General features: G+C 57.9%; 19 protein-coding genes. 8 read left to right on the top strand and 11 right to left on the bottom strand.

The window, feature by feature from the left end; translation table 11 throughout:
• Positions 1 to 104: 104 nt before the first annotated feature.
• From MUN82_RS06805 to MUN82_RS06795, 3 genes are all read left to right on the top strand, one after another.
• Positions 105 to 2,465, top strand: a complete 2,361-nt coding sequence (locus MUN82_RS06805; RefSeq protein WP_245096081.1) for a DUF5682 family protein — start codon at positions 105 to 107, stop codon at positions 2,463 to 2,465.
• 226 nt (positions 2,466 to 2,691) lie between these two features.
• Positions 2,692 to 3,723 (top strand): PDDEXK nuclease domain-containing protein, encoded by a 1,032-nt coding sequence (locus MUN82_RS06800; protein WP_245096079.1) that lies wholly within the window; start codon positions 2,692 to 2,694, stop codon positions 3,721 to 3,723.
• Positions 3,720 to 4,835, top strand: coding sequence for a VWA domain-containing protein (locus MUN82_RS06795; protein WP_245096078.1), 1,116 nt, complete (start codon positions 3,720 to 3,722; stop codon positions 4,833 to 4,835). Before MUN82_RS06800 ends, MUN82_RS06795 begins: the two co-directional genes overlap by 4 nt.
• A 99-nt stretch (positions 4,836 to 4,934) precedes the next feature.
• Here the strand turns inward: MUN82_RS06795 and MUN82_RS06790 are convergent, their stop codons facing one another.
• Positions 4,935 to 5,231, bottom strand: a complete 297-nt coding sequence (locus MUN82_RS06790) for an HPF/RaiA family ribosome-associated protein (RefSeq protein WP_245096076.1) — start codon at positions 5,229 to 5,231, stop codon at positions 4,935 to 4,937.
• A 330-nt stretch (positions 5,232 to 5,561) separates the two neighbouring features.
• On the opposite strand from MUN82_RS06790, the gene MUN82_RS06785 reads away from it, so the two are divergent.
• The gene (locus MUN82_RS06785; protein ID WP_245096074.1) at positions 5,562 to 6,431 is read left to right on the top strand and encodes a helix-turn-helix domain-containing protein; all 870 of its coding nucleotides are present in this window, start codon (positions 5,562 to 5,564) and stop codon (positions 6,429 to 6,431) included.
• Between the two features lie 104 nt (positions 6,432 to 6,535).
• Entirely contained in the window at positions 6,536 to 7,396 is an 861-nt protein-coding gene (locus tag MUN82_RS06780; protein ID WP_245096072.1) for an SDR family oxidoreductase, read from the top strand.
• A gap of 59 nt (positions 7,397 to 7,455) precedes the next feature.
• Here MUN82_RS06780 and MUN82_RS06775 read toward each other — a convergent pair whose 3' ends face one another.
• Genes MUN82_RS06775 through MUN82_RS06765 form a run of 3 tightly spaced genes read right to left on the bottom strand, consistent with a single transcriptional unit; the run spans position 7,456 to position 11,211 of the window.
• A complete protein-coding gene (locus MUN82_RS06775; protein WP_245096070.1) occupies positions 7,456 to 9,681 on the bottom strand; it encodes a xanthine dehydrogenase family protein molybdopterin-binding subunit in 2,226 nt (741 codons plus the stop codon).
• Positions 9,681 to 10,673 carry an FAD binding domain-containing protein gene (locus MUN82_RS06770; RefSeq protein ID WP_245096068.1) on the bottom strand — a complete coding sequence of 331 codons (993 nt, stop codon included), beginning with the start codon at positions 10,671 to 10,673 and terminating at the stop codon, positions 9,681 to 9,683. The genes MUN82_RS06775 and MUN82_RS06770 overlap by 1 nt, the downstream gene beginning before the upstream one ends.
• Before the next feature lie 7 nt (positions 10,674 to 10,680).
• On the bottom strand, positions 10,681 to 11,211 hold the full coding sequence (locus MUN82_RS06765) for a (2Fe-2S)-binding protein (RefSeq protein WP_245096067.1): 531 nt from the start codon (positions 11,209 to 11,211) through the stop codon (positions 10,681 to 10,683).
• Positions 11,212 to 11,748: 537 nt separating this feature from the next.
• Here MUN82_RS06765 and MUN82_RS06760 point away from each other — a divergent pair.
• Positions 11,749 to 12,207: a DUF2141 domain-containing protein gene (locus MUN82_RS06760; RefSeq protein ID WP_245096065.1), complete on the top strand. Its 459-nt coding sequence runs from the start codon at positions 11,749 to 11,751 to the stop codon at positions 12,205 to 12,207.
• Positions 12,208 to 12,213: 6 nt separating this feature from the next.
• On the opposite strand, the gene MUN82_RS06755 is transcribed toward MUN82_RS06760, so the two are convergent.
• The 3 genes from MUN82_RS06755 to MUN82_RS06745 are packed head-to-tail and all read right to left on the bottom strand — an operon-like array spanning position 12,214 to position 16,378.
• Entirely contained in the window at positions 12,214 to 13,698 is a 1,485-nt protein-coding gene (locus MUN82_RS06755) for an MBOAT family O-acyltransferase (protein ID WP_245096063.1), read from the bottom strand.
• On the bottom strand, positions 13,670 to 14,914 hold the full coding sequence (locus MUN82_RS06750) for a GDSL-type esterase/lipase family protein (protein WP_245096061.1): 1,245 nt from the start codon (positions 14,912 to 14,914) through the stop codon (positions 13,670 to 13,672). Before MUN82_RS06750 ends, MUN82_RS06755 begins: the two co-directional genes overlap by 29 nt.
• 3 nt (positions 14,915 to 14,917) lie before the next feature.
• Entirely contained in the window at positions 14,918 to 16,378 is a 1,461-nt protein-coding gene (locus MUN82_RS06745; protein WP_245096059.1) for a GDSL-type esterase/lipase family protein, read from the bottom strand.
• A gap of 213 nt (positions 16,379 to 16,591) precedes the next feature.
• Between MUN82_RS06745 and MUN82_RS06740 the strand changes: the two genes are divergently transcribed.
• Positions 16,592 to 18,568: an AAA domain-containing protein gene (locus MUN82_RS06740; RefSeq protein ID WP_245096057.1), complete on the top strand. Its 1,977-nt coding sequence runs from the start codon at positions 16,592 to 16,594 to the stop codon at positions 18,566 to 18,568.
• Positions 18,569 to 18,623: 55 nt separating this feature from the next.
• Here MUN82_RS06740 and MUN82_RS06735 read toward each other — a convergent pair whose 3' ends face one another.
• Both MUN82_RS06735 and MUN82_RS06730 read right to left on the bottom strand, forming a co-directional pair.
• Positions 18,624 to 20,159, bottom strand: a complete 1,536-nt coding sequence (locus tag MUN82_RS06735) for an ArnT family glycosyltransferase (protein ID WP_245096055.1) — start codon at positions 20,157 to 20,159, stop codon at positions 18,624 to 18,626.
• A 300-nt stretch (positions 20,160 to 20,459) separates the two neighbouring features.
• Positions 20,460 to 21,629, bottom strand: a complete 1,170-nt coding sequence (locus tag MUN82_RS06730) for an SMP-30/gluconolactonase/LRE family protein (RefSeq protein ID WP_245096053.1) — start codon at positions 21,627 to 21,629, stop codon at positions 20,460 to 20,462.
• A 228-nt stretch (positions 21,630 to 21,857) separates the two neighbouring features.
• Between MUN82_RS06730 and MUN82_RS06725 the strand changes: the two genes are divergently transcribed.
• The gene (locus MUN82_RS06725; RefSeq protein ID WP_245096051.1) at positions 21,858 to 22,373 is read left to right on the top strand and encodes an FKBP-type peptidyl-prolyl cis-trans isomerase; all 516 of its coding nucleotides are present in this window, start codon (positions 21,858 to 21,860) and stop codon (positions 22,371 to 22,373) included.
• Positions 22,374 to 22,488: 115 nt separating this feature from the next.
• On the opposite strand, the gene MUN82_RS06720 is transcribed toward MUN82_RS06725, so the two are convergent.
• Both MUN82_RS06720 and MUN82_RS06715 read right to left on the bottom strand, forming a co-directional pair.
• Positions 22,489 to 23,490 (bottom strand): S41 family peptidase, encoded by a 1,002-nt coding sequence (locus tag MUN82_RS06720; protein WP_245096049.1) that lies wholly within the window; start codon positions 23,488 to 23,490, stop codon positions 22,489 to 22,491.
• 109 nt (positions 23,491 to 23,599) lie between these two features.
• Positions 23,600 to 24,184: an acyl carrier protein phosphodiesterase gene (locus MUN82_RS06715; protein WP_245096047.1), complete on the bottom strand. Its 585-nt coding sequence runs from the start codon at positions 24,182 to 24,184 to the stop codon at positions 23,600 to 23,602.
• Positions 24,185 to 24,325 lie beyond the last annotated feature (141 nt).

Raw genomic sequence — 24,325 nt, 5'->3', positions numbered from 1 at the left:
GCGTATTCGCGTCTTGTCGTCCGCGCCACCTATTGCTCAACGAAGAGACGCGAATGCGCTTCCCTACATCGTTCGTGAAACTGCTATAGCACTACTCCAAACCTATGCCCACCGACCTCCGCCTCTTCGGCATCCGCCACCACGGCCCCGGCAGCGCCGCCAGCCTCCGCCACGCCCTCGACGCGTTCCGGCCCGACATGGTGCTGCTGGAGTGCCCCGCCGATGCCGAAGCGGCGCTGGCAGCGGCTACCCACCCCGAGATGGTGCCGCCCGTGGCCCTGCTCGTCTACAACCCCAAGCAGCACCAGCAGGCCTCGTTTCTCCCCTTCGCCGAGTTTTCACCCGAGTGGCAGGCCATCCAGTGGTGCCACCAGCACAGTGCCCACCTCCGCTGCTTCGATTTGCCGATGACGTTGCGGTTTGGAATGCCGGACGAAGCACCAGACGTTGCGCCTCACCCCCTAGCCCCCTCTCCAAAAGGAGAGGAGGAACTAGTTTTAGAAGCTAGCTCTAACCCAATACCAGACACACCAGAGCAAAAGCCAGAGTTAGAAGAGTTAGAAGCTAGTCCCCCCTCTCCTTCTTCGGAGAGGGGGCTAGGGGGTGAGGCGCAACGTCAGGAACCTTCCCTCAAAGCCGACCCCATCTCCTACCTCGCCGAACTCGACGGCTACGCCGACGGCGAGCGGTGGTGGGAACTGCGCCTGGAACACGCCCCCGGCCACGCCGATACCTTCGCGGTGGTGCTGGACATGATGACCGCCCTGCGCGAAGAGCTGGCCCTACCCGAAACCGATGAAACCCTACTCCGCGAGGCTTACATGCGCGAAACCCTGCGTACTACCCTTGCGCAGAGCTACGCCCGCGTGGCGGTGGTGTGTGGGGCCTGGCACGCGCCGGTGCTGCGGTCCGAGCTGCTGAAGAAAGAAGACAAAGCCCGCCTGAAAGGTCTGAAGAAAGTACCCACCGCTGCCACCTGGATTCCGTGGACGTTCGAGCGGCTTTCCTACGCCTCGGGCTACGGCGCGGGCGTATTGTCGCCGGCCTGGTACGAGTTGCTGTTCAAGGTGCCCCGCTCCGAGGTGGTCACGCACTGGATGGTGCGCGCCGCCCGCTTGCTCCGCTCCCGCGACCTGGACGCCTCTGCCGCTCACGCTATTGAAGGCGTGCGCCTGGCCGAAACCCTGGCCCTGGTACGCGGCCGGGAGCTGCCTGGCGTCGAGGAGTTGCAGGAAGCTGCCGTGGCCATTCTGGGCGGGGGCTACGCCGAGGCGCTGCAGATGGTACAGCGCGAGCTGGTGATTGGCGAACGATTAGGCGCCGTGCCGCCCGAGCAGCCCGCCACTCCCCTGCAACAGGACATGCAGCTGCAGCAAAAAACCACCCGCCTCAAGCCCGAAGCCAGCGCTAAAACCCTCGACCTGGACCTGCGCAAAGAGCTGGACCTGAGCCGCAGTCACCTGCTGCATCGCTTGCGCCTGCTGAGTATTCCGTGGGGCGAGCCGCGCCGCGCCCAGGGCAAAGCCGGCACCTTCCACGAACTGTGGGAGCTGCAATGGCAGCCCGACTATGCCCTCAACGTGCTCGACGCCGGCCGCTGGGGGAATACCGTGCTAAGCGCCGCCGCTGCCAAAGCCGCTTCCCGTGCCGCCGAAGCCCCTGACCTTGAAGCCGTGAGCCACTTGCTGGAAGAAGCTCTGCAAGCTGACCTCGGCCCGGCCATTGGGGCGTTGGTAGCACGGCTCGAAACCCTCTCGGCCGTCACCCGCGACGTGACGCACCTGCTGGCCGCCCTACCCCCGCTGGTAAACGTACTCCGCTACGGCAACGTGCGCCGCACCGAAACCGCCCAGGTAGCCACGGTGGTGCACCACCTGGTACCGCGTCTGTGCATCGGCCTACCTCAGGCCTGCACCGGCCTCGACTACGACGCGGCCCGCCAGCTCCTACCCCGCATCGAAAGCACGCACCAAGCCATTCGACTGTTGCAGGACGAAGCGCAGGAAGCCGATTGGTACGCCGCGTTGGCCGTGGTGCTGCACAACGCGGCTTCGTCGGGCCTCTTGGCGGGTGCTGCCGGACGGCTATTGTTTGATGCGCACCAGCTAGCGCCGGAAGCGGCTGCCACGGCCCTCGGCCTGGCCCTCGCGCCCGTCCAGCCTACCGACTACGCCACCGCCTGGATTGAAGGATTCCTCAGCGGCAGCGGCATGCTCCTGCTCCACCACCGCCCCCTGTTCGACCTACTCAATGGCTGGCTCGGTGAGTTGCCCGAAGACACGTTTCGCGAAATCGTGCCCCTACTGCGCCGCGCCTTCACCGACTTCTCCCTACCCGAGCGCCGCCAGCTGCTGGACCTCGCCCAACAAGGCACGCAGCCCGCCCTGGCTGTGGCCGAGGACGAGTTCGATCTGGAACGTGGACTGCGGGTGCTGCCAGGACTACGGGAGCTGTTAGGGGTGTAGGAATCCGTATGGATGGCGCGGGGCTATGCCCCGTGCCGACTATGCGCAGGCCTCTGGCCTGCACCGGCAGAACAATACACTCCAGCGCAGACGGCGCGGATAAATGCAAGCTAAAGGCCTGCGCATAGTCGGCACGGGGCATAGCCTCACACCATTATTCTGAGTTGCTGAATAGATAACGTACACGCCTATATTGCTTACTATACCACAGTAGTTCTTCTCTCCTATGAGCTTACCTGCTTTACCGCCCGATTACCCAAAGTTTTTATCGGAACTGAAAACCCAAATCCGCGAAACGCAAGTGCGGGCGGCGCTGGCTGTCAACTCGGAATTGGTAGTGCTGTACTGGCGCATCGGGCGCAGCATTTTGCAGCAGGAGCAACAGCAGGGTTGGGGTGCCAAAGTGGTAACGCATCTGGCTGCCGATCTGCGCGCCGCGTTTCCGGACATGACTGGATTTTCGCCGCGTAACTTGCGGTATATGAAGTCTTTCGCGGAGGCCTGGACTGATGAAACAATTTTGCAACAAGTTGTTGCACAAATTCCGTGGGGACACAATGTCCGGCTCTTAGATCAAATAAACGACCCAACCGAGCGGGAATGGTACGTGCGCCAAACCATTGAAAATGGGTGGAGCCGCAATGTGCTGGTTGCGCAGGTGGAAAGCGGGTTGTACCAGCGCCAGGGCCGGGCGGTCAGCAACTTTGCGCGCACGCTGCCAGCGCCGCAGTCGGAGCTGGCGCAACAGATATTGAAGGATCCGTATACGTTCGATTTTCTCTCGCTGGGCCTGGAAGCCCAGGAGCGCGACTTGGAGCAAGGATTGCTCGACCACGTACGGGCCTTTTTGCTGGAGCTGGGCAAGGGCTTTGCGCTGGTGGGTAGTCAGTACCACCTGGAAATAGGTGGGCAGGATTACTACCTCGATCTGGTGTTCTACCACCTCAAGCTTCGCTGCTTTGTCATTATTGATCTAAAAATGGGGGAGTTTAAACCGGAGTACAGCGGTAAGATGAGTTTCTATCTAGCCGCCGCCGACGACCTACTGCGTCACCCCACCGACCACCCTAGCATTGGCCTGATCTTGTGCAAAACCCAAAACCGTATTGTGTCAGAGTACGCCTTACGCAACCTCCACCAGCCCATCGGGGTAGCGGAGTGGCAGCTGACCCGCGCCCTACCCGCCGAGCTACGCCGCAACCTGCCTACCACCGAAGAACTCGAAGCCGCGCTCGGCTCTAACTCTGACCAGCTATGAACACCCCTACCCGCTGGAAGCTCGTCCTCGGCTCCGAGGCCGACGCCCAAAACGCCCTACCCTTCGATGCCGACTACAACGGTATGGACGACGTGCTGACGGCCCTCTACGACCAGCAGCCCGAGCGCAAAGCCGGCTTGGGCGGTTCGGCACCGCGCGTGAGCCGCTGGCTGGGCGACATTCGCACGTACTTTCCTACCGAGGTGGTAGCCGTGATGCAACGCGACGCCATGGACCGCCTGGGCCTGCACCAACTGCTGCTGGAGCCCGAAATCCTGCGCACGGTGCAGGCCGATGTGCACCTGGTAGGTACCCTGATGTCGCTGAGCCGGGTGATGCCGCAGAAGGTGAAGCACACGGCCCGCGAAGTGGTGGGCAAGGTAGTGAAGGAACTGGAGCAGAAACTCTCGAACCCGTTGCGGCAGGCGGTGCAGGGCGCTCTAAGCCGGGCTGTGCGCAACCCGCGCCCCCGCTACCGCGAAATCGACTGGGCAGCTACCATTCGGGCCAACCTTAAGCACTACCAGCCTGAGCAGCGTACCATTATTCCGGAGCGACTGGTGGGCTTTGGGCGGCGCGGGCAAGCCCTCAAGGAAATTGTGCTGTGCGTGGACCAGAGCGGGTCGATGGCCTCGTCGGTGGTATATGCGGGCGTGTTTGGGGCGGTGCTGGCATCCATCAAGGCCGTAAAAACGCACATGGTGGTGTTTGATACCAGTGTGGTGAATCTCTCCGAAAACCTGCAAGACCCCGTGGATTTGCTCTTCGGTGTGCAGCTCGGCGGCGGCACCGATATCAACCTAGCCCTCGGCTACTGCCAGCAGCTCATCACCCGCCCTACCGACACCATCCTGGTCCTCATCAGCGACTTATACGAGGGCGGCAACGAGCGCGAAATGCTCAAGAAAGCCGCCGCCCTGCGCGCCGCCGGCGTCACGGTTGTGGCCCTACTCGCCCTCGCCGACGACGGCGCCCCCAGCTTCGACAGGCGTGTGGCCGAGCAGTTCGCTGCCTTGGATATTCCGTCGTTTGCCTGCACTCCGGCGAAGTTTCCAGAACTGATGGCGGCGGCTATTCAAGGGCAAAGCCTTTCTGCTCTAGCACCGGCCTAAGTTATTCTTTACACAGAAGCATCTATAAAATAATGACCTCCGGTTGCTTGGGTACTAAACGTAGCCCAAGCAACCGGAGGTCATCTATCAACCAGTATTTTAGTCTACAAACTGACGGCGCAGCTTTTCGCTGGCGTCGCGCAGGCCTGCGCCCCACGAACCAGCCGCAGCTTCAGCAAACAAGTCTTTACCAGGGATGCCTAGGCGCCACCGTACTACCTTGTTGTTTTCTGGATTGCTGCCATCCTCGCGCAAGTACACGTCGGCGGCTACGATATCCTGGCGGAAGCGCATCACGCGGCGCAACTCGCTTTCTACTAAGTCTACTATGCCTGATGTTTCCTGAAAACCAACGGTTTGCAAATCCATCTTCACGTTATCAATGTTGTACTCCATGGTGATTAGGTTGGGTTAAGAATGAAGTAGAGCCACATGTTTTCAGTATCTGTGGTCCTACTTTTTCTGTGGCATCTACTGGCCCGAAAAGCACAGTAGCTGTATACTCACAGATGAGTTCATAGTCTGATTAACGCAGCACGCTGGCATTGGTTTTTCTTTGTGTGGTGCCCTACCCTGCTCTTGCAACAGCCGTCGCCATACGTTTTGCAAGTAGTACGCTGTTGTGCGGAGTGGTGCTTACCGATCTACAAACCACTCTGTATAAGATCTTTATCCCTCAACCATACACCGGGCACTAGCGGCCTTACACTTCCTCCGGCAACTGCTATGACGACTCCTATCCCTACCTATTCGCTCCAGTATTTTTCCGCCCCTCCCGACAATACGGCCGACGTGTTTTTCCTGGATGCGCACACGCATACAGCTGGCCCGCCGCTCAACGTTCCCTACCGCGGCAACTATTATAAAATCGGTATTTGCCTGCGTGGCACGTTGGAGCTCAAGGCAAATCTGGAAACCTACACCATCGAGCCGAATTGCCTAATGCTCATCACACCGCACGTGATTAAAGAATGGACGCAGCTATCCGACGACCACGACAGCCTGTCCGTCTTTTTCACCAAAGAGTTTATCACTAGTCACAATAATGTGCACACCGACCACTTCCATTTTCTGGAGAATATCAACCGGCATGTACTACCGCTGTCGAATGCAGAAGCCGCTAATATTACGGCTTCGCTACGCTTTCTACAGCAAAAATTTCCTACCCCTCACCCGTACCGGGAGCAGGTAATTAAGAACTTAATTAATAGCTTACTATACGAGGTTATTGCTATCTACGACCAGCAGCACGCGGCAGTGCAAGCCACACAAACGCGCAGCCAGCAGCTGACTTTTGCGTTTAAGAATTTAGTAAATACCCATAGTGTGGTAGAGCGCAGCGTGAAATTTTATGCCGATCAATTGTGCATCACGCCAAAGCATCTTACCGAAACCGTGAAGGAAACCACCGGCAAAACCGCCAGCGAGTGGATAGATCAAGCCGTGTTATTGGAAGCCAAAGCGTTGCTGCAAAATCAGCAGTTATCGGTGGCACAGATTTCTGATTTGCTGCATTTCACGGATCAGTCGGCGTTTAGCCGATTTTTCCGGAAAAGCCTTGGCTTTTCGCCTACTGCTTACAAACAAGCCGGGTAGCAGCACTTTCCGACTTTTAGCCAAATAGTGCCGCCATTTGGCTCTTTTACCCGTTTACTTTAGGCGACACCTTTGCAGTACAAACCTCACCTAACGTACTGTATATGATTCTCATCACTGGTGCTACTGGCCACATCGGCATGGCCGTTGTTCAACAACTGCTAACCAAAATTACCCCCAGTCAAGTGGCTGCCCTGGTGCGCAACGCTGCCAAAGCCGCTCCCCTGCAAGATCTGGGCATTGCTATTCGCCTGGGCGACTATGACGACCCGGCAGCCTTGGAACGCGCTATGCAAGGTATTGAGAAGGTACTGCTGGTGTCGGGCGGGGGCGACGAACATGGCCTGCAACAGCACTACAACGTAGTAAATGCCGCCAAAAAAGCCGGCGTTTCGTGCATTGCCTACACTGGCCGCGCCTTGCAAGAACGCGACAGCCTAGCCAACGAATTGATGGTGCGGCATTTCCAAACCGAGGATTACATTAAGGCCAGTGGATTGCGTTACGTGCTGTTTCGCAACATTTTGTATATGGATACGCTCCCGCAGTTTGTAGGTCCTGCCGTGTTCGAGTCGGGCATCAACTTACCCGCTGGTGAGGGTAGGGTTTCATTTGCCCTGCGCCGCGACATGGGCGAAGCCATTGCCAATGTATTAGCCGAAGGCGACTGCGAAAACCGCACTTACACATTCACCAACACCGGAACGTATTCTTTCGCCGATGTAGCCGCCACGCTTAGCGAGTTATCGGGCAAGGAAGTGCGCTACATGAACCTCGACGATGAGACCTTTGCGGCGAACATGAAGGCCCGCAGCGTACCCGAAAGCGTTACGCGTTTTGTTCTGGCTTTCATGACCGATATCAAGCACGGGCAGGAATCGACGGTTAGTGAAGAGTTGGAACAGGTGCTCGGCCGCAAGCCAGCTTCCTTGAAAGAAGGACTAGAAACGTTGTTTGCTCTGTAAAAAGAAGGCCCCAGAACCATGGGGTTCTGGGGCCTTCTTTAGCAACAAATTCAACTGACTTACAGCAGCTTGTCCAGCGTAATGGGCAGCTCGCGCACGCGCTTGCCGGTGGCGTGGTAGATGGCATTGCACACGGCAGCCGCCGTTCCCACAATCCCGATTTCGCCCAGGCCTTTGGCACCCAGTGGGTTCACGATGTCGTCGTGCTCCTCTACAAAAATAACGTCGATATCGTGGATGTCGGCGTTGACAGATACATGGTACTCCGCCAGGTTATGATTCATAAAGCGGCCATAGTGATGGTCGAGCACGCTTTCTTCGTGCAAGGCCATGCTAATGCCCCACACCACGCCGCCTATAATCTGGCTGCGGGCCGTTTTGGGGCTGATAACGCGGCCGCCAGCAATGGCGCTTACCACGCGGCGTACGCAAATCTGACCCAAATCTTCATCTACTTCTACCTCCACAAACACCGCCGAGTGCGTGTTGCGGGCATATTGCATCTGCTTGAGCATGTTAGGCAGCGTGGTCGTTTCTTCTTCGATGAAGTTGACCTTACCCTGGCGCATGGCTTCCACAATGGAAACGCCCGAAGAGTAGTCGCCTTTCAGTTGCACCTTGCCTTCTACAAACTCTACCTCGTCGAAGCTGGCCCCCGACAAGGGCGAGCCCTTCACGTCTTTTGCCAGCTTAAATACCTTTTCGGCCACGGCCTGGCAGGCTTCTTTTACGGCTGAGCCCACGGAGGCTACCGTCCAGGAGCCGCCTTCCAGCGGGGCTTCGGGCAGCGTGGTATCACCCAGCTTAAACGTTACGTCGTCGAGGGGTAGGCCCAGCGTTTCGGCCGCAATTAGGCTCATGGCCGTGTAAGTGCCCGTGCCAATGTCGGCAGTAGAGCTACCCACCACCAGCTTGCCGTCGATAGACAAATTGGCTTTAGCGGCTGATTTCTGCTGCTGCGCGTCCCACATACCCGTGGCTACGCCCCAGCCAATGAGCTTGGTACCCTCGCGGGTAGAGCGGGGCTTAGGATTGCGCTTGGCCCACCCAAAGCGGGCGGCACCCTGCGCGTAGCAGGCCCGAAGCTCTTTGCTGGAAAATGGCTTACCCTCAAACTCGTTGGTTTCAGCGTAGTTTTTCAGGCGGAACTCCAATGGGTCGATGCCTACTTTATAGGCCAACTCGTCAATTGCTACTTCAAAGGCTCCAATACCCGTGACGGCACCAGGGGCCCGCATGTCCAGCGGTGTATAGAGGTCGAGGTTGCGGAGGTAGTAGCCCAGTTTTACGTTGTCGCAGTGGTAGAGCATACCCGACCAGTTTACCACGGTTTCGGTGTACTCCTCAAACTGCGACGTTTCGGCCAATGCCTCGTGTTTCACGGCCTGCAACATGCCGTCGGACGACGCGCCCAGGGAGATGGTTTGCAACGTGCCGGGGCGGTGGCCAAAGGAGAACATCTGCTGGCGCGTGAGCACCACGCGTACCGAGCGTTTCAGCTCCAGCGCGGCCATCACGGCCAGGTAAAGCTGGTACTGCGGACGCAGGCCCGAGCCAAAGCCCCCGCCCACGAACTGGTTCATCACGCGCACGTCGTCTTTGCTCAGCCCGAATACCTTCGTGACGTAGGTGTGGCTGTTGACGGCGCCCTGGGTTTTGTCGTAGATCTTCAGCTTGCCGTCTTCTTCCATCACCACCGTGGAGGCAAACATCTCCATAGGGTTGTGGTGCTCGGGCATGTGAAAGTACTCGGCTTCCACCTGCACGTCGGCGTTTTTGAAGGCCTTGTCGGGCTTGCCGCGGTCTTTGGGTGGTACGAAGCCGGTTTTGCCGCTCTTGGCTTTATGGCCTTTGGGCTTCGCGCGCAGATTGGTTACAGGCTCTTCCGCTTTGTATTCGACTTTAATGAGCGAGGCCGCGTAGCGGGCCACCTCAAACGAATCGGCTACGACCAACCCAATGGGCTGCATGCTGAACTTGATTTCGTCGCTGTACAGCGGCCGGAACGGCGAGCCGCCTACCGAATCCTGGTCCTTGAAGGGCCGGTCGAAGTAAGCCGGGCGGGGCGCGTTTTCGTGGGTAAATACCTGCAACACGCCATCGAGCGCCAGCGCGTTCGAAGCATCGATTTTCGTGATTTTACCCTTGGCAACGTCACTCGAAATTACATAGCCATAGGTGAGGCCAGGGGTGTTGTACTCGGCCGCGTACTTCGCTTCGCCGGTTACTTTGGCGCGCCCGTCCACACGACGGGTCGACTTGCCGACATAAGTAGTTGCTGCCATTAGTGTAGTCCGTTTGCGGCCATCGTCAGCGCCCGTACGATGGCGCGCTTAGCCAGTTCAATTTTGAATGTATTGGAGCCAAAGCCTTTTGCGCCTTCCAGCAGCGAGGCTGCCACACGCTCGAAGTTCTCCTTCGTCGCTTTTTGGCCTTTCAGCAGGTCTTCGGCCTCGGGCTTGCGCCAGGGCTTGTGGGCCACGCCGCCCAGCGCCACGCGGGCTTCCTTGATGGTGTCGCTGTCCATGTCCAGGGCGGCGGCTACCGATACCAGCGCGAAGGCGTAGGAGGCCCGGTCGCGCAGTTTGAGGTAGGTGTAGTGCTTGGCAAACCGCTCGCCATCAGCCGGCAAATCAATGCTGGTCACAATTTCGTCGGGGTTCAGGTTGTTGTCGCGCTCAGGCTCATCGCCGGGTAGGCGGTGGAAATCGGCAAACTCTACGGTTCGTTCGCCAGTGGCACCCGTCACGTTCACGGTGGCTTTCAGCGCTGCCAAGGCCACGCACATATCGCTGGGATGGGTGGCAATGCAGCTCTCGCTGGTACCTAAAATGGCGTGAATACGGTTGAAGCCATTGATGGCCGAGCAGCCCGAACCCGGCTCGCGCTTGTTACAGGGCGTCGCCAAGTCGTAGAAGTAGTAGCAGCGGGTGCGCTGAAACAGGTTACCGCCATCGGTGGCCATGTTGCGCAACTGGGCCGAGGCGCCGGCCAAAATGGTCTTGCTCAAGAGCGGATAACGCTCTTCTACGCGCTCATCGTAGGCGGTAGCAGCGTTGGAAACCAGCGCGCCCAGGCGCAGGCCTTTCTCGGTGTCTTCGATTTCTTTGAGGGGCAAACGCGTGAGGTCTACCAGGCGGGTAGGACGCTCCACGTTTTCCTTCATCAGGTCCAGAATATTCGTACCGCCGGCGATGAACTTAGCCGAGTGATTGGCCGAAACTTCGCGGGCGGCCGTATCGACGGCCTTGGCGCGGGTGTAGGAAAAGCTATTCATCGCGGGATTAGTGTTGGTGTTGGCACTTGTGCATGGCCTCTTCCACGGCGGCTACGATGCCTACATAGGCACCACAGCGGCAGATATTGCCGCTCATCAGCTCGCGGATGTCGTCGGCGGTTTTGGCTTTGCCTTCGTTGATGAGGCCTACCGCCGAGCAGATTTGCCCCGGCGTGCAGTAGCCGCACTGGAAAGCGTCGTGCTCGATAAAGGCTTCCTGTACCGGGTGCAACTCGTCGCCCTTGGCCAAGCCTTCTACCGTTGTGATTTCCGAGCCATCCTTCATCACGGCCAGCGTGAGGCAGGAGTTGATGCGGGTGCCATCCACCAGTACTGTGCAGGCACCACACTGGCCATGGTCACAGCCTTTTTTGGTGCCGGTCAGGTCGAGATACTCGCGTAGTAAGTCGAGCAGCGAGGTCCAGGGCGCAACCTGCAGGCGCTTTTCTACGCCGTTGATGGTCAGGGTAATTTGTTCGAGCGGCGGCAAAGCCACCGCCACGTCCCCGACGGGTTCTTGGATTACTTTCGTGCTCATAGAGCAAATGGTTTTAGGTGAGTGGATGGCTGTATACGTCTGCACGGCAGCCGGAGAAAGCAAGGCATACCGCGTGGGCTACTACCTGCCTTGGCACCTTGGGAAGGCCTCGGATACATGCATGATTTTGGGCTTTGTACCTACGCCAATCATTTTAGCTTAGTTAACTAGACTGATTCTATAGACTAGAGTGTATCCATCTGATACAGCGTTATATACAACCGGGCATAACCCCTACAATAGACTTAACGCACGCCTTTAATAGACTAGTAGTTAAGCTGTTAAGCTCTACCATTCCTTCGCTGCGCTGGGCTTTGCTATCGATGGTTAGCGGGCCGCTTCACCCCGAATTTTATGTCGTTACTTTCCTTTTATTTCATGGGGGCTAGAACAGCCGGTGCATCACATAAAAAAACAGCTTGCTCATTGGCTGCGTAGTACCCAAAAGCACAACGCTTTTTGGTGGGGCGCACACGCCAAGCGCAGTCTTACCTGTTCCGGCCATGGCCTCCTTCGTGCCATAGCAGTACCCCTACGATGATAAACTTTTTTGCTTCCGTGTTTCTGAAGGCTAGCTTGGCAGCGAGCCTGCTTTTTCCTGAACAAGCACTTTCCCAACAAGACCAGGCTACTGTGCCAGTCACGGTGGTGATTACCAATCTGGCCTCGCCTACCTCTACCATCACGCTCAACTTCTACAACTCCTCCGAGTCGTTTCTGCAGTCGGGCAAAGCGGCCTTGAGCAAAAAGGTAGTGCCCCAGCAGCAGGATCAGGTGCAATTTCGGGTAGACCTGGCGCCGGGCGAATGGGCCATTGCCCTATCACAAGATGTGAACGACAACGGCGAGATGGACCGCAACTTAGTGGGCATTCCTACCGAACCGTACGCGTTTTCCAACAACGTGCGCCCGCGCTTCAAAGCCCCGAGTTTTGACGAGTGCAAGTTTACGGCCGAGGGCGAGGGCCAAACCGTGACGATCCGGCTGGAGAAATAGAACTGTTTAGAACTGAAAGTAGATGAACGGCTGAATATCAGCTGATTTCACCTGAATCACGAGCCAGATAACCACCGTGAGCACAGCCGCCTGAGCCAGCACGGAACGGTGCGCTAAGAAGTTTTCCATGGTTAGGCTCACGCGGTCGGGGATGAAGTGCAGACAGTAGCCCAGCGCTACTAACACAAATACAGCCCGGAAGCTGGCTACTACCTCAGGCAACAGCTCGGGGTGCAGTGTGTGCGTAATCTGATGAATCACCTGTGTGGCCGTGGCAAAGCTATCGGCGCGGAAGAAAATCCAGCAAAAACACACGAAGTGAAAGGTGATGAACCACCCCAGCGCGTGCGTGAGCCAGGTAGCACGTGGCCGAAACACCTGCTGAAACAGCTTATCGGCGGCCAGCGCCAGGCCGTGCAGGGCGCCCCACACCACAAACTGCCAAGAGGCACCGTGCCACAGGCCGCCCAGCAGCATGGTCATGAACAGGTTGAAATATTGCCGCACTACCCCCTTGCGGTTGCCGCCCAGCGGGATGTAAAGGTAGTCGCGCAGCCACGAGGAAAGCGAAATGTGCCAGCGCCGCCAGAACTCGGTGATACTGGTGGACTGGTAGGGCGACAGGAAGTTAGGCGGCAACGTGTAGCCCAGTAGCAGCGCAATGCCAATAGCAATATCGGAATACCCCGAAAAGTCGCAGTAGATCTGCAAGGCATAGCCATACACGCCCAATAGGTTTTCGATGCCGCTGTAGAGGGTAGGGTTGTCGAAGATGCGCTCGACGAAATTCAGGCTGATGTAGTCGGAGATGATGGCTTTCTTAAATAAGCCGGTCGCAATCAGCAGCACCGCCCTACCCATCTCGGGCCTGCTGATGAACAGACGTTGGTGAATCTGCGGGATGAAATCCGAAGCCCGCACGATAGGACCTGCTACCAGCTGCGGGAAGAACGACACGAAAAACGCAAAATCCAGGATGTTACGCAGAGGCTTAATCTGCCCTTTGTACACGTCAATGGTATAGCTCAGCGTCTGGAACGTGTAGAAAGAAATACCAACTGGCAGCACAATATCCAGCAGCGGGTAGCGGCTGCCGGTGGCGGCGTTGAAACTGGCAATGAAGAAGTTGGTGTACTTGAAGTAGAACAACATGCCCAGGTTCACGCACAGGCTTGCTACCAGTAGCAGCTTGCGCGTGCGCGGACTATCGGTATCAGCAATCCACTTCCCGAAGTGAAACTCGATGATGGTGGAAAGCACCAGCAGCAAAAAGTACAGCCCGCTCGACTTGTAATAGAAGAACAGCGAGAACAGGGTAAGGTAGGTCAGGCGGGCGCGTAAGTGGTTACGCAACAGCTGGTAGATGCACAAGAACGCCAGGAACAGCAGCAGAAAAAAGCCCGTGTTGAAGATCATCGGGCTCTTGGGGCTGTACACGAACTGTTGCAGCAGTCGGTCGAAATCAAGGGCGGGTAGCGCGGAGAAATCCATCTTGGAGGGCGAGGTAAAGCAGGAGACCCTGCACGTGGTAGCCGCGCGGGGTAAGGTGCACCCGGTCGGGCTGGGCGAGGCCGTGGGTTTGCCAAGTGAGCATGGAGCCGGGCCCGCCCATCACGGCGTAAAAATCCCAGTAGGCCAGCTTATTATCAGTACAGTAGCGTAGCAGGATATCGCGCAGCACGGGCAGATCGGGGTTGCGGTAACGGCGGTTGCGGTAGGAATCGGGCGGAGTGGTCAGCAGAAACTCGGCCTGGGGGTAGCGCTGCCGGAGCTGCTGCATGAAGGTGGTCAGCTCTACCTCAAACTGCGCCTTATCGAAGCCCGCCGCGTAGGCATCGTTGGTGCCCAGCGACACAATAAACAGATCGGGCGCCAGGCACTCTAGCTGCGTTGCAAACAGCTCGGCGCGGTTGTAGTGGCGCACGGCGGCCCCGTTGATACCAATGGCATGGTAGAGTACACCGGGCTGGCCGTTTTCCAGCACCAGCCCATACAGTTGTGCGCTGGTTTGACGGGCGTTAGTGCGCGTGGTGGTGAGCCGCACGAAGTGTAGCAGCGAATCGGTGGTGAACGAGGAGGTGTAGCTACCAAGGCGAGCGGCCCTACCCGGCAGCCTACCTAATAGGTGCTGTTGCTCGTCGGTGAGCTGCCAGTCGAAGGCGGCAGGGCCCTTCTGGTGCAGCAGCGTGAGGCGGTTGAAGCGGTAGTCGGGCAATTGCACCAGCGGCACTTGCAGCGTAAAGCTCGCGCCCGAGTCGGTGGTAGCCAGCGTGATGCCGCTGGCGCCGATGGGCAGCGTGGTGTCGGCCAGGGAGATAACGCGGCGAGCCTGCCAGCGTGCGGTGCTGGCCGTGCGGTAGCTGCCGGGCTCGTTGGTGCGGGCCACGGCGTAGGGAAAAATCAGTCCCCTACCCGCGTTGCCGTAGGTGCGCTGCAGTTCCCGCCGCGTCCGACCCGAGGCCATATCAGCTTGCAGGTGCGAGTCGCCGATGTGCACTATGGATATCTGTTTGGTGAGCGGCCCCGGCAGCTGCTTCAGCTTTTTATAGAAGTGCCGCAGCCCTACTTCACCGTTTACAATAGCGTTGCGCTCGGGGTGCAGAAACGGGTACAACGCCTTTAGGCTATCCAGCGGCGCTTGCTGGGCCTGACCGACGGTGCTGCTGAATAGGCAAACCACTAAAAGAACTAGAAGCTTCTGTTGCATAGCTTAACGAGCCACCGCGGCGGCAGTAGAATCCGGCGCGGCGGCGGTTGCAGGGGCCTTTTGATACTCCTGCATCAGGTACTGGGAGAGCAGACCGGCTATTTTGCGGGCGCCGCGGGCATTCACGTGGGTGTAGTCTTTGTTGGCCAGCGCGGGCGAGCCTTCCACCCAACTCACCATGGTATTTTCGCCGCCCATGGCCTCAAACAAGTTCCAGAACCCGACGTGGTTGCGCTGGGCAATGCGCTGCTGCGCAGCCAGCAGGCGGGGTACGCTGGGGTCGGTTGTGTACTCGCCGTCCTGTCGGCAGCTTTTGTCGCTCATGCCCACCAGCAGAATACTGGCGTGCGGACAGGCCTTTTGCAGCCGGTCGATGACGCGCGTCATGGCCCGCTCGTAGAAGCTGTAGTTTTCTACCTTGGCATTGGCCACGTTCACCCCGTAGTGCAGAATGATCAGGCGGTAGTCCTGCGCTTTGCCAAACGCGTTCAGCATTTGCCGGGGAATGCGTGTGAGCGACATCCCACTGTTGCCCCGAAAGGCGAAGTTGTCGAGCGTAACGCCCTGCTCCCCCTCGAAGCTCACGCCGTACACATCACGCGAAGCGTGGGTCTGAAAACTCAAGTGCAAGTTCTTAGCTGTTGGGTTGGCTGTAAAGACCAATTGGTTGAGTTGACCTTCGCCTGACAGTGCCTTGGCACTTTGCTGTTGACCGAAGGTAACGGCCACCTGGTCCTGAGCGTTGCCGGGACCGTAGAACAGCCGTGCCTGCGAAAACCGTCGCACCGGCCCAAATGGTCCGCCCGCCGCAAACTGCACCCAGGCTGGCTTGGTAGCCTCCGTACTATCAGTAGCGGGCTGCGGCGCTGGCGCCACAAATACGTGCCCCGACATGCCCAGCGGGTGCTGCGCGGGCAGTTTCGGCGTCACCAAGTCGTATTTGCGCCAATTCTCGGAGAAGGTTTGGTGAATAGTGCCCCGGAAATCGGCCGTGACGGAAGTAATCGGCACAAACCCTACCCCCTCGCCGCCAAACAACTGCTGGAGCTGATTGCGTAGGTCGCCGGTAATCAGGTCGCCCTCAATCATAGAGTCGCCGAAGTAGGCGATGCGCGTTTTCTGGCCCGTGGCTTTGGTTTGGCGCAGGGCCAGCAGGAAGCTATCCAGCCCGGCTACGTTGCTGATAACGGGTAGGGTGTTTGCGGCAACAGCGGGTTTAGTTTCAGCCGCTGCGCCCAGGTTGTTTGCCAGGCGCGTAGAATCGGCGGGGTGGGCGCCGGCGGCTGGCGCGGGCGGCGGCGAGGCCAGCAACGGCTCGGTACGGATCACATCGGAGAGCAGATTTACGCGCCGCACCTCAAAGCCCGCCACCGTCAGGTCGGGTTTCAGGAAAGACAACAACCCCAACAAAACCACCGTGAGCAACACCAACCAAAAGGGGTTTGCTGACTTTTCAGAATGCATATACTACTAAGAAGTAGGCGGCAAAAGTAGTGGATTTGAGAAAGCGCGGCCCTATTTCTCGCATGGAACGCTGTAAATAAGCTCAACCATTCAAACAACAATCGAGTGAGGAATGATGAGGGGTAGGAACATATAAAAGCCCGAATTATCACGACCTTCGGCCACCATTTCGCCGTTTCTGTTGTTATCAACGGCTATTCAACTCTTACTCTGTTGGCTGAACAACCTATCTATACAGACCCCTACGCCCTCGAAAAAGAACTGCGCCACACTCAGGCCCTGCTGAAGCTAGAGCAGCAAGAAGACCTAGAGCAGTTTAAAATCAAGAGCGCCAAAACTACCATTGCCGAGCGCCAGCAGCGCGGCCTGACGTGGTACCCCGTAAAAATCACCCAGGAAGACATCGGCTTCGGCGGCAAGCTGGTGCTGGAGCTAGAGCGCCCGGCGGGCCAGCAGGGCCTGCACCTGTTTCAGGTGGGCAAGAATGCGGCCCTGTTTGGCAACATCCCTAACCGCTCCGGCTCCGACCGCCCTACCCTCAACGGCGTCATTACCAGCGTGAAGCGTAACAAAATCACACTGGCGACCACCAAAGAAGACCTACCCGACTGGGTAGATGAGGGCAAGCTGGGTGTAGACCTGACCTTCGACGAGGTGAGCTACCGCGAGATGGAGTACGCCCTGGGCAAGGTGATGGGCGCCTACGAAAGCCGGCTGGCCGAGCTGCGCGACGTGCTGCTGGGTGCCCGCCCCGCCCGCTTCCGCCCCGATAGCGAGGTGCAGCCCTACTACCCTTCGCCCCTCAACGACTCTCAGCTCACGGCCGTGCGCCACGTGCTGGCAGCCCAGGATGTAGCCATCATTCACGGCCCGCCCGGCACCGGCAAAACCACCACGCTGGTGCAGGCCATTCTGGAAACCATCCGGCGCGAGCGGCGGGTGCTGGTGTGTGCGCCCAGCAATACGGCCGTGGACTTGCTGACCGAAAAGCTGGCTGAGCGCGGCGTGAATGTGATTCGGATGGGTAACCCCTCGCGGGTGTCGGACCTGCTGCTGCAGCACACGATGGACGCGCAGATTATGGCCCACAAGAGCTACGCCGAGCTACGCTCGATGCGGCAAACGGCCGAACAATATCGCGAGGAGGCAAGCAAGTTTAAGCGGCACTTTGGCTGGGAGGAGCGCGAGCAGCGCCGCGTGCTCAAGCAGCAGGCCCACGACCTCTTGCAGGAGTCAGACCAATTGGAGCGCTACATTACGGAGGACCTACTGGAGCAGGTGCAGGTGATTACCTGCACGCTGGTAGGCGCCAGCAACCGCGCCATCCGCCACCTCGCCTACGAAACGGTGTTTATTGATGAGGCGGCGCAGGCCCTGGAGCCGGGCTGCTGGATTCCCATTGGCAAGGCCAACCGCGTGGTGCTGGCCGGTGACCATCAGCAGCTGCCACCTACCGTGAAAAGCGAAAAGGCTACGGCTCTGCGCGAAACGCTGTTCGAGAAGTGCATCAAGCGCCAGCCTGACACGGCCCGCATGCTGACAGTGCAGTATCGCATGCATGAGTTGATTATGGAATTCAGCTCGGAACAGTTCTACGACGGCCGCCTGATTGCCCACGACACCGTAGCCCACGCCGACCTCCCAGCCTACGACCTGCGCTTCGCGCCCGACGTGGCCGTGGAGTTTTTGGATACGGCTGGCTTTGGCTTCCAGGAGCTGGGTATTGCTGAAAGCCGCTCGGTGGCCAACCCCGAAGAGGCCGACCTGCTGCTGAAACGATTGGCCGAGTTGTTGGCTGTGTACGCGCCAGAGGAGCATCAGGAGGATCTGCTGACGGTAGGCGTGATTGCGCCCTACCGTGCTCAGATTAACTACCTCAAAGACGCGGTGGAAGACCTGCCCGAACTGGCCGAGATGCTCACCCACCGCCTGCTCAGCATCGGTACTGTCGACTCGTTTCAGGGCCAGGAGCGCGACATCATCTGCATCACCATGACGCGCAGCAACAGCCAGGGCGACATCGGCTTCCTCTCCGATATCCGCCGCATGAACGTGGGCATGACCCGCGCCCGCAAGAAACTGCTCATCGTCGGCGACTCGTCTACCCTCGGGTCGCACCCGTTCTACAAAGCCTTCTTGGACTACACGGAGCTGATTGGGGCGTATCGCACGGCGTGGGAGATGCAGTAAATAGTGGAAAGCCCGCCCCTGTGCACGGAACAAGGGCGGGCTTTTGTCTCATTGATTAGCGACGCTTTGTTAGGCGTAGCGTCGCACAAGGACTCATCTCTGAGCTCAGCAGCACTTCTGTTTCGAATCGTGCATTGATCATGGACTTGTCCTCGGCGCCACATACTACGACCACTTCCCCTGCTTTCAGCTCTTCCACCTGCGAACTGAATTTCGGGGTCATTGTGTGTCCATACCGCTTTTGGGCCGCTGTCTTATAAAATAAGATGGCGGCATGGTAGCTGGTAGAGGTATAGACCGAGTAGGCGGTAATCTGCGGTAGCTGCTCGGCCATGTATCTGATTTGAAGTCCATGGGCGTGAAATGCGTCCGTGCGCTTGTATTCCTGACGCATTTTACTCTTTGCTCGCGTCAAGGTTATTGGAGCTGCAAACACAACCAGGATGAATAGAGCACCCGCAAGCCGAGCGCCTGCTGCTCCTTCTTTTTGCTGCTGCACCGCCATCAGATTCTCAGCTAAGCGCCCTAAGCTCAGCCCAATCAACATAGCGGCCACGGGGTACATCGGGATGTCATACCACAATAGTTTGGTGCTGGCGCTACTGATAACCACCAAGTGTACCAGTACCAGAATGACCACGTAGAGAGCAAAGCGCTTACGCTTGTTATCCCCATCTTGGCGCCAGATGTGAAGAAAAGCGAGTGGAAATGCCAGCACCCAAGGCCAGAACTTCTCCTCGTACATGTTGCTTAGGTACCAGTACCAGGGATACAGGTGTTTCTCCAGTGTGGTTAGCAGCCGCCCACCCAGTTCATTTTCCGATACCGCTTTCAGATAGCCTGGATTATAGTGCTCACGCGCCAGGTAGTAGCCAGCTACCACCATGATGGTTACTACCGCGCCTGCGTATACTTCCGGCCGTCGCAGCAGCCAGAGAAAACGTTTTTGCGTGGCAGCATATAGTGCGAAAGCAGGCACCCAGAACAAGCCGGCTACGCCCTTTGTCAGTACAGCCAACGTCAGGGCAATGCTGGTCCAGATAAAAAAAGACCGTTTGCCCTCCTCTATGTAGCGGAAAAAACTTAGCGCTGCCATGGTTACCCAAAGCGTCAGCAGCGTATCGTAGTCGCCCGTGCGGGCTCCGTGCATATCGTTGTAGCCGATGGTCGTCATCAGCACCAGGGCTGCACATACCCCTGCCCACATACTGTGGAGCTGCCGCCAGCAGAAGGTGTAAATACCCCCAACGGTACATACTGCGGCTAGTATGGTAGGCAGCCGGAACGCGGTTTCGGAATAACCGAAGAGGCGCAGCGACAGCACCTCCAGCCAAATGAGCAGGGGCGGCTTCGTGTTCCACATATCCGGCTGGTCCAGAAAATATGTTACCAGCCAATGGCCATTCTGATCCATTTCGGCCGCATTGACGGCCAAGCGCCCCTCATCCCATACATAGATAGGCAAAGATCCTACCCTGTCGATAAGCAGCAAATACACCAAGGGCAATAAGGCTACCCCAACAGCGTAGGGCACCCAGGCGGGCTGACGTGTCTTACTGGTTGGAGCAGTGGAAATAGTTGGTAAAGGCATGAGATAACCGCTTGATGGATGGCCCATGCGAAACAGTAAGTAGCGGCGGTGCTACTACCCTACGCCAGCTAAATAGGCGCTACAAACGGATGAGCAACTACGAAGCTACTACTCCAGTTGCATTTATTACCTGCCCTGGCCCCAGAAAAGCAAGTACAGCGAAGGATGCCTGCCTGCACACAACACCCAACTACCCTATTGGCGCTAGCCAGGCAGATAGGTGATTCTGGTTTTCTTGCAAAAGAAAGCGTCCCCTACCCTGGTGGGCAGAGGACGCAAGCCGTATCGGCTCCTACCGCACTACAGCAGATCGATATACGACTCGGTATGCGGGGCGTCGGATGCGGTATTGACGAAGTGCTTCACCGGGTTGTCGTAGTTGGAAATGTAGAGACGCTTGCCTTTCAGCAGCACCTCGGCCGGCTGGTCAATTTTGCCACCAGCACCGTCCGTATCGGGATTTTGGGCCAGCGTCGTCACGGTGTTGTCTTTCAGATTCACCACAAAAATAGCGTTCTGGCGGGCGTCCGTCACGTAGGCCTTGTCGGTAGTGCGGTCAATCACGAAGCCGTCGATGCAACGGATTTTATTGCCTTTCAGGGGTAGGGCTTCCTGCTTGACGAGTGTGCCGTCGGGCTTCAGGGTCATTTTATAGAAGGTGCCGTCGCCGAAGGAGCCGGTGTAGAAATTGCCCTGGCTGTCGTAGTCGAGACCGTCGGCGCCGTTGTCCACGCCGGTTTCGTTTACATGCGTGGTAAACATGGCCAACACGTGCGGGTCCTTGGTTTTGGGTTTGAGATGCAGCGGGCCGTTGGCCTTGTTCAGCTCATCCAGCGTGAACACTAGCACGGCGCTACCCTTGTCGTTATCGGGCAGGTCCCACTGGCTGTCGGTCACGTAGAGCTTGTTGCCCTTCCAGACCACCGCATTCGCCAGCGCAAAGCTATCCACGGCCGTTTCGATGGCGCCGGGCTTGCCGTTCTGCATGCGCACTCGCATCAGCCGCGACACGAATTTCTTGCTGTTTTCGTACTGGTTTTCGGCGTAGTACAGGTTGCCATCGGGGCCAAAGGCCAGGTCCATGGGCGCGGCCTTTTGGGTGGTAGGCTCCACGGGAAGGGTGGTGATGAAGGGCCGATAGGTGTTGCCTACTACTTCCAGAATAGCAGCCGGCTGGCTGTTGTCGGCCAGGTTGGGGATGGAGAGCAGCACGTTGCCGTTGGGCGCCAGCGCCAGGCCGTCGGGTGTGTTGTACTTGTCGGGCAGCGTGAACAGCAGCTGCGGGTTGCCTACCGTGGGGGTGCTACCGGCGGGCACGCCCATGCTGTCGGCCGCGGCGGGGGTAGCAGCGGCCATAGAGGTAGAGTCGGCGGCTGTGGCGGCAGTGGTTTCGGTGGAAGTGGTGCTGGGCTGACAAGCCGCCAGCCAGGCGCCGCCCAAAAGCAGCGCTGATAAAGTAATCGGTTTCATGCGGAGGAGGGGAAAAGAGACAGATGCGCGGGCGGTGCCACTCCATAAAAACTGAAGACTCAGCCACCGCAAACGAGTTGCTTAACGCAAGGCGCACGAGGCTGTTAGCGCAATGCCAAAATCTTACGCTTCCACTATCATTTCCGGGTATTTACGGCCAATCACCGACGTTTTCGGGGTATTTCCGTAACTAGCAAGAGTAACCCATCTCCCCCAAACCCACTTGCTATGACCCAGATCAGCCCCCAGAAAGTCGTTTCTATCACCTATAACCTGAGCGTAACCGACGAAAACGGCGAAAAGCGCCTGGTAGAATCGGCCGAGGAAGATGCGCCTATGGTGTTTCTGTTTGGCATGAGCGGCCTACCCGAAGAATTTGAAAACCAGCTCAGCGGCAAGCAGGCCGGCGACTCGTTCAGCTTCTCGCTCACTCCCGAGCAGGCCTACGGCGACTACGACCAGCAAGCCGTGGTAGAAATCCCGAAGCAGGTATTCGAAATCGACGGCCAGATTGACGCCGACATGCTGCAAGAAGGCAACTACCTCCCCATGGCCGACAACGAAGGCAACCACATGCAAGGCAAAGTGGTGAGCATCGGCAACGAGGTAGTGCAGATGGACTTCAACCATCCCCTTGCCGGCATGGTGATGCACTTCGACGGGAACGTAGCCGACGTGCGCGACGCTACCCCCGAAGAAATGGACCACGGCCACGTGCACGGCGACGGTGGGCACGACCACTAAGGTGTTTTGCTGTTTTGTTAGAACTAAAAACGGGGCCATATGGCCCCGTTTTTAGTTCTAGCGAAGGTAATATAGCTTCCTCTTCACGACCCACTTTACAGAGAAGTCTAGCGCCCTACTTTGTCTCCCGCAACCACCTTTGGGCGGCTTCGATCGTCTTATCTGGGGTATCCTTCGGCGAATACTCCACCACTACATCCGGCGTTATGCGGTTCAAATAGGGCTTCCGGGTTCTATCCATCCTATAGCCTGCTGCCAGTAACAGGTACGCCCCATCTGACAGCTTGAAGTCCTGGTTAGCGGTCGTATACCCCGCCGAAGGCTGGCCAAAGACCCTGGCGTTGTCGCGCCCCATCAAGGCGATGGCGACCATCTCGCCGCTACTCGCAGTCAGCGAGTCGATTAGAATGGCTACCTGCTGCGGCGTTGGAGCCGCTGCCCCGGAGCGTGGTTGCTGTTCTTTCCCGCTCCAATTGTAGCGAGGCTTTTCCTTCATAAACGCACGCCTTGGGGAAATATCGTACGCGTATATCCCCTCTCCCAGGAGGGGCTTGAGTCCCTCGATCATAGGGTTCATATTGCCGCCCGTATTCTGGCGCAGGTCGACCACCCACCCCGTGAGCGTGTGTTTTGTTTGTAGCGCTTCCATCTGACTTTGTATGCCCTGGGAGAAAGTCTGTCCTACTGAGGCGTCCATAGAAGTGAATTCCGGCACCTTTAGATACCCGACGCCATCGCCCAAGTACCGGCTTTCGGCTTGCTGACCCGCATAGCTCGGAGAAGTCAAGGTCGCCACTTCTTCCTTTGGTATGAGAAAAGAATGTTTGTCGCCCGCGTTGCGGAGCGTGTGCAGAATATGGTCTAGGACATGCCTACCTTCCTCAATAGTTCTCAGACCGCGTGATTTTTCCTTCACCTCTTTTCGCAGCTGAGCCCAATCGATAGAATCAGCATACAGCGCTTTCTTTTTGACGATCTTTTGGAATTCAGCCAGATACTGTTCTACCTCTTTCGAGGGCGTAGCGTCTGGCTTTTTGCTTTGGGCAAACAGGCTACTCGCCATCAAGAGTAGTGGTAAAAGTAATAGTCTCATCAGGGGCTTTACTGAGTATAGCATAGAGCTAAGCTGGTTGGTAGGGATAGGTTAAGAGATGATAGCCCGTGAGATACAGATAATAGAACAGGGGTTGCCTGGAAACAAATATTTTCAGTTGGCGTCCTAACGCTCATACCGCCACACCCGCCACATACGCCCTTACTTGTGGCCAGAACTCCCGGAAATCCGCCTCATACGCTGCGTAGTTGCGTTGCAGCTCTGCCACGGCGGTTTCCATGCCGGAGCCGGGGGAAGCGCGGCGGCTTAGGCCCCGTAGCGACTGTCCTACCCCCTCGAAATCGGCGTAGCGCAGGAGCCAATTGTCGCGCACGAGGTAGGGTAGGAACTGCTGCACGCGGGCGGGCATTTCGGCTTGGCGGGCCAGGAGCAGGGCAAACACGCGTTGGGTGAAGTCCAGCAGCGGCTCGGCGGAAAACTCCGGGAAGTAGCGAGCCAGGAAATGGTCGAAAAACACGTCGGAGACGACACCGGCGTACTTGCCATAGCCGGCCTCGCGCAGGCGGGCCGTAGCGCGGCGCACTATGGGGTGCTGGTCGGTGTAGGTATCGATGAGGCGATGCAGGCGGATGCCGCGCTGCACGCCGGGCGGGTAGGCTTCGAGCTGGCGGCCGGGCACCGAGTCGGCAATGAAGTTGCCGAGGAGCAAGTCAGGGTCAGCGGGGTCGGAGAGGTAGAGGTGGGCCAGGAAGTTCATAAGAGCAGAACAAGGTACGGCCAAAAGTGGCAGCCGCGCATCCGGGCACAACCCACACCGAAGCCGGGCCGTATCTGAAGGGGCGCCCCGGCCAACTGGCTGCGGTGGCGCACCATTCTTTCCAACGACACCTAAACTCCC

Source organism: Hymenobacter aerilatus (assembly GCF_022921095.1).
Taxonomy (GTDB): Bacteria; Bacteroidota; Bacteroidia; order Cytophagales; family Hymenobacteraceae; genus Hymenobacter; species Hymenobacter aerilatus.
This window is presented reverse-complemented; position numbering and strand designations above follow the sequence as displayed.

Excerpts from the sequence above, each read along its gene's own strand:
- MUN82_RS06720 (WP_245096049.1), bottom strand. The coding sequence starts at position 23,490 with ATGCTATACTCAGTAAAGCCCCTGATGAGACTATTACTTTTACCACTA.
- MUN82_RS06790 (WP_245096076.1), bottom strand. The coding sequence starts at position 5,231 with ATGGAGTACAACATTGATAACGTGAAGATGGATTTGCAAACCGTTGGT.
- MUN82_RS06715 (WP_245096047.1), bottom strand. The coding sequence starts at position 24,184 with ATGAACTTCCTGGCCCACCTCTACCTCTCCGACCCCGCTGACCCTGAC.
- MUN82_RS06795 (WP_245096078.1), top strand. The coding sequence starts at position 3,720 with ATGAACACCCCTACCCGCTGGAAGCTCGTCCTCGGCTCCGAGGCCGAC.
- MUN82_RS06800 (WP_245096079.1), top strand. The coding sequence starts at position 2,692 with ATGAGCTTACCTGCTTTACCGCCCGATTACCCAAAGTTTTTATCGGAA.
- MUN82_RS06805 (WP_245096081.1), top strand. The coding sequence starts at position 105 with ATGCCCACCGACCTCCGCCTCTTCGGCATCCGCCACCACGGCCCCGGC.
- MUN82_RS06745 (WP_245096059.1), bottom strand. The coding sequence starts at position 16,378 with ATGCATTCTGAAAAGTCAGCAAACCCCTTTTGGTTGGTGTTGCTCACG.
- MUN82_RS06730 (WP_245096053.1), bottom strand. The coding sequence starts at position 21,629 with ATGAAACCGATTACTTTATCAGCGCTGCTTTTGGGCGGCGCCTGGCTG.
- MUN82_RS06755 (WP_245096063.1), bottom strand. The coding sequence starts at position 13,698 with ATGGATTTCTCCGCGCTACCCGCCCTTGATTTCGACCGACTGCTGCAA.
- MUN82_RS06775 (WP_245096070.1), bottom strand. The coding sequence starts at position 9,681 with ATGGCAGCAACTACTTATGTCGGCAAGTCGACCCGTCGTGTGGACGGG.
- MUN82_RS06760 (WP_245096065.1), top strand. The coding sequence starts at position 11,749 with ATGATAAACTTTTTTGCTTCCGTGTTTCTGAAGGCTAGCTTGGCAGCG.
- MUN82_RS06780 (WP_245096072.1), top strand. The coding sequence starts at position 6,536 with ATGATTCTCATCACTGGTGCTACTGGCCACATCGGCATGGCCGTTGTT.
- MUN82_RS06770 (WP_245096068.1), bottom strand. The coding sequence starts at position 10,673 with ATGAATAGCTTTTCCTACACCCGCGCCAAGGCCGTCGATACGGCCGCC.
- MUN82_RS06765 (WP_245096067.1), bottom strand. The coding sequence starts at position 11,211 with ATGAGCACGAAAGTAATCCAAGAACCCGTCGGGGACGTGGCGGTGGCT.
- MUN82_RS06750 (WP_245096061.1), bottom strand. The coding sequence starts at position 14,914 with ATGCAACAGAAGCTTCTAGTTCTTTTAGTGGTTTGCCTATTCAGCAGC.
- MUN82_RS06725 (WP_245096051.1), top strand. The coding sequence starts at position 21,858 with ATGACCCAGATCAGCCCCCAGAAAGTCGTTTCTATCACCTATAACCTG.
- MUN82_RS06735 (WP_245096055.1), bottom strand. The coding sequence starts at position 20,159 with ATGCCTTTACCAACTATTTCCACTGCTCCAACCAGTAAGACACGTCAG.
- MUN82_RS06785 (WP_245096074.1), top strand. The coding sequence starts at position 5,562 with ATGACGACTCCTATCCCTACCTATTCGCTCCAGTATTTTTCCGCCCCT.